Annotated in this window: 4 protein-coding genes and 1 pseudogene; 4 read left to right on the top strand and 1 reads right to left on the bottom strand. The window is 72.0% G+C overall.

Features of this window, described 5'->3' with window-relative positions; all coding sequences use genetic code 11:
* Window positions 1-236: pseudogene (locus SACSA_RS21690) on the top strand (hypothetical protein); the annotation flags it as partial.
* A gap of 49 nt (window positions 237-285) precedes the next feature.
* Here SACSA_RS21690 and SACSA_RS0105545 read toward each other — a convergent pair.
* The gene (locus SACSA_RS0105545) at window positions 286-753 is read right to left on the bottom strand and encodes a metallopeptidase family protein (protein WP_019814178.1); all 468 of its coding nucleotides are present in this window, start codon (window positions 751-753) and stop codon (window positions 286-288) included.
* 87 nt (window positions 754-840) lie between these two features.
* On the opposite strand from SACSA_RS0105545, the gene SACSA_RS0105540 reads away from it, so the two are divergent.
* From SACSA_RS0105540 to SACSA_RS26625, 3 genes are all read left to right on the top strand, one after another.
* Window positions 841-1,203 carry a DUF3499 domain-containing protein gene (locus SACSA_RS0105540; RefSeq protein ID WP_019814177.1) on the top strand — a complete coding sequence of 121 codons (363 nt, stop codon included), beginning with the start codon at window positions 841-843 and terminating at the stop codon, window positions 1,201-1,203.
* 80 nt (window positions 1,204-1,283) lie between these two features.
* On the top strand, window positions 1,284-2,639 hold the full coding sequence (locus tag SACSA_RS0105535; RefSeq protein ID WP_019814176.1) for a phosphomannomutase/phosphoglucomutase: 1,356 nt from the start codon (window positions 1,284-1,286) through the stop codon (window positions 2,637-2,639).
* 40 nt (window positions 2,640-2,679) lie between these two features.
* The gene (locus SACSA_RS26625; protein WP_019814175.1) at window positions 2,680-3,003 is read left to right on the top strand and encodes a Trm112 family protein; all 324 of its coding nucleotides are present in this window, start codon (window positions 2,680-2,682) and stop codon (window positions 3,001-3,003) included.
* Window positions 3,004-3,110 lie beyond the last annotated feature (107 nt).

Raw genomic sequence — 3,110 nt, 5'->3', positions numbered from 1 at the left:
GTGCCCTGGTGCTGGCGGCGCGCACCGGGCCGGGGTGGTCGGCCACCGTCGACGGTGAGGACGTCGCCGTCCGTTCGGCCTGGGGTGGCCAGGTCGCGGTGCGGGTGCCCGCCCACACCTCCGAGGTCACGGTCACCCGCGCGCGGGGCCCGCACGAGGCGTTCCTGTCGGCGCAGCTCGCCGCGCTGCTGTTCACCGTGCTCACGGCGGTGCCGTCCCGGCGCACGGCGTCGTGACGGCGTGCCCGCCGCGCTCGGCCGTCACCGGGTGCGCGGCAGAGCGGGATCAGCCGCCGTCGATGATGTCGGGCTCCACGCCGAGGTAGTTGGCGACCTGTTCGACGAGCACGTCGTGGACGAGCTCGGACAGTTCGGCCGGGTCCTTGGCCCGAGCCTCGAGCGGGCGCCGGTACAGCACGATCCGCGCGCGGGTCGGCAGGCCCGTCCGGTCGACCCCGGCGCGCACGAGCCGGGAGAGCGGCACGGAACCATCGAGCAGGATGCCGTCGGCCTCGGCGGCCGGGATCTCGGCACCGACCTCGGGCACCTCGTCCACGGCGACGTCGAGTTCGGTCAGGTCGTGCCGCCAGCGGGCCTCGATGGGTTCGAGCGCGTCGAGTACGAGGGCGTCGAACTTCTCGGCCCGGCTCGACGCGGCTGGCAGTGTCGCCGGGTACAGCGGACCCCGCAGCCCGCGCCCGTGCCGGTCCCGGCGCGGACGGTGCCGCTGACGCGAACCTCCAGCCCTAGCCACGTGGGGAAGGGTACGCGCCCACGGTCGTGCACGTTTCCGGTGTGTCGCCAGGCACGGGCGTTGCCGTACCGGCTATGGTGAGAAACCGTGCGGAGCGTGCGGAAGTGTTCGCGAACGGGTTGCCTCGAACCCGCTGTCGCCACGCTGACCTACGCCTACAGCGACTCCACGGCCGTGGTCGGTCCCCTGGCGACGGCGTCGGAGCCCCACTCGTACGACCTGTGCGAGGCCCACGCCCTGCGGCTGACCGCGCCGAAGGGCTGGGAGGTCGTGCGCCACGAGGGCGAGTTCGCGGCTCCGGAACCCTCCAGTGACGAATTGACGGCGCTGGCCGAGGCGGTGCGCGAGGCGGGCCGCTCCGACCGTCCCACTTCCGCGCAGCAGCCGGAGGAAGAGCCCAGAGCGACCGGGCGGCGCGGGCACCTGCGGGTCCTGCCCGGCCGCGCCTGACCCTGGGAAACGTGTCGGTAGGCTTCCCGGCGGGTATCGAGGCTTGCGGAAAGCCACATCGGAAACGATCGGGGAGAGGCGTGACAGACCTGTCGGCCATCGTGAAGGCCTATGACATCCGTGGCGTGGTCGGTGCGGACCTGGACGAAAAGCTGGTCGCCGACTTCGGAGCCGCCTTCGCGTTGCTGATCAAGCCGGACTCGCCCACGGTGGTGGTCGGGCACGACATGCGGGACTCGTCGCCGGGACTGGCGGCCGCGTTCGCGCGGGGCGTCACCTCGCAGGGACTCGACGTCGTGTCGATCGGCCTCGCCAGCACCGACGAGCTGTATTTCGCCTCCGGCGCGCTGAACATGCCCGGCGCGATGTTCACCGCGAGCCACAACCCCGCCCGGTACAACGGCATCAAGCTCTGCCGCGCCGGCGCGGCGCCGGTCGGGCAGGACTCCGGGCTCGCCGAGATCCGCGACACCGTCGAACAGGGCGTGCCCGAGTTCGCCGGTCAGACGGGCACGGTCACCGAGCGGGACGTGCTCGCCGACTACGCCGACCACCTGCGCACACTCGTCGATCTCACCGGAAGCCGCCCCCTGACCGTCGTGGTCGACGCGGGTAACGGGATGGGCGGACTGACCGTCCCCCGGGTCTTCGACGGGCTGCCGATCCGGGTCGTGCCGCTGTACTTCGAACTCGACGGCACCTTCCCCAACCACGAGGCCAACCCGCTCGACCCGGCCAACCTCGTCGACCTGCAGGCCAAGGTCCGCGAGGTCGGCGCCGACCTCGGCCTGGCCTTCGACGGGGACGCCGACCGGTGCTTCGTCGTGGACGAGAACGGCGACCCCGTCTCGCCGAGCGCGATCACCGCGCTGGTCGCCGTGCGGGAGCTGGCCAAGGAGCCGGGGGCGACGATCATCCACAATCTGATCACCTCGAAGGCCGTCGCCGAACTCGTGGCCGAGCACGGTGGCAATCCCGTGCGCACCCGGGTCGGTCACTCGTTCATCAAGGAGACGATGGCGCGCACGAACGCCATCTTCGGCGGCGAGCACTCGGCGCACTACTACTTCCGGGACTTCTGGCGGGCCGACACCGGCATGCTCGCGGCACTGCACGTGCTGGCGGCCCTCGGCGAGCAGGACGGTCCGCTGTCCGCGCTGGCCGCCGACTACACCCGGTACGCGGCCTCCGGTGAGATCAACTCGACGGTCGAGGACCAGGCGGGGAGGATGGCGGCCGTCCGGAAGGCCTTCGAGAGCCGCGACGGCGTCGGGGTGGACGACCTCGACGGCCTCACGGTCGATCTGGGGGACGCGGGCTGGTTCAATCTGCGTGCCTCCAACACCGAGCCGTTGCTCCGTCTCAACGTGGAGGCTCCCGACGAGGCCTCCGTCCGGTCGCTCACCGACGAGGTGCTCGCGATCGTCCGCGGCTGACTCGCCGCGGGTTTCAGCCGTGGAGTGGTAGAGAGGAAGCATGGCCGTCACGCTCGATGCGCAGCTCCTGGAGATCCTCGCCTGTCCCGCGCCGGACCACGCGCCGTTGCGGCCGGGAACGCCCGACGACCCGGAGGCCGACGCGTTGACGTGCACCTCCTGTGGGCGGATGTACGAGGTGCGCGACGGGATTCCGGTGCTGTTGCTGGACGAGGCGACGCCGCCGCCCGGGGACGGTGCGGAGGCCGGGCCGAGTCCGGCTGGTGAGCCGACCGGGCCCGGTCCGGCGGGGGACGCGTCCGGGTCGGACCCGGCGGGAGACGCGGACGGGCGCGAAAGCGAACCCGGTTCCGATGGCGCTTGACGACACCCTGCTCGACGACCCCGGCACGGCTGGTCGACGCCGACGGGCGGGCTGCTGCCTACCCGATCGAGCAGTACATCCGCGACTCGAAGATCGACTCGCTGTAC

This window comes from Saccharomonospora saliphila YIM 90502 (genome assembly GCF_000383795.1).
Lineage (GTDB): Bacteria > Actinomycetota > Actinomycetes > Mycobacteriales > Pseudonocardiaceae > Saccharomonospora > Saccharomonospora saliphila.
Note: the sequence above shows the minus strand (reverse complement) of the source record. Positions and strands in the feature narration are given on the sequence as shown.

Coding starts and splice junctions, on each gene's coding strand:
- SACSA_RS26625 (WP_019814175.1), top strand. CDS start 2,680: ATGGCCGTCACGCTCGATGCGCAGCTCCTGGAGATCCTCGCCTGTCCC.